Annotated in this window: 2 protein-coding genes; both read left to right on the top strand. The window is 65.5% G+C overall.

Annotated features, from left to right (window positions below; all coding sequences use genetic code 11):
- Positions 1 to 38: 38 nt before the first annotated feature.
- The gene (locus D4B81_RS17890) at positions 39 to 353 is read left to right on the top strand and encodes a hypothetical protein (protein WP_122263994.1); all 315 of its coding nucleotides are present in this window, start codon (positions 39 to 41) and stop codon (positions 351 to 353) included.
- Positions 343 to 585, top strand: coding sequence for a YlcI/YnfO family protein (locus tag D4B81_RS17885; RefSeq protein WP_122263993.1), 243 nt, complete (start codon positions 343 to 345; stop codon positions 583 to 585). The genes D4B81_RS17890 and D4B81_RS17885 overlap by 11 nt, the downstream gene beginning before the upstream one ends.
- The last annotated feature ends 30 nt before the right edge of the window (positions 586 to 615 follow it).

Below are 615 nucleotides of genomic sequence, written 5' to 3'. Positions count from 1 at the left end.
GCATGTGCGTGCGTAGTCGTCTGTATTACACTTGGTGTATGAGCGAACCGTTCGACCTGGAAGCGCTCGATGACACCGAGCCCTTCGAGGTCGACAAGCAAGCCGCTCACTTGTTCAAGCATCCGCACCTGGGGATGGACGACGTGATGGACGTGTGGAGCAGTGATCCGCTGTTCTACCCGGCCAAGCCGCCCGCGCACTGGCTGATGCTCGCGGAGGTCGGTGGGCGGGTACTTCTCGTGCCGCTGGCTCCGTCTCGATCGGGCGATCCGAGGAAGTGTCGACCGATCGGCTGCTACGAGGCGTCTTCGGGCCTCGCCGCTACGTACCGGAGGGACCGTGATGAGCACTGACGACAGCCGGCCGATGACGCCGGAGCAGGAGTACGACTTCTACGCCGACCCGCGCAACCAGGAGCCCCAAGGATCTGCGCGTCGTCGCAAGCGTCCGATGAGCGCACCCGTGCCGGTCCGCTTCCCCGCTGACCTGCTCGAGGAAGTCAAGCGCGCTGCAGAGGCGGACGACCGTTCAGTATCGGCATGGATCCGCCGGGCCGTCGAGCACGAGCTGTCCCGCCCCGCCTGAATCACCCACAGCAAGGCGCGACCTGCGGCA

The sequence above is a fragment of the Ornithinimicrobium cerasi genome, from assembly GCF_003702705.1.
In the GTDB taxonomy this organism is placed as follows: domain Bacteria; phylum Actinomycetota; class Actinomycetes; order Actinomycetales; family Dermatophilaceae; genus Ornithinicoccus; species Ornithinicoccus cerasi.
This window is presented reverse-complemented; position numbering and strand designations above follow the sequence as displayed.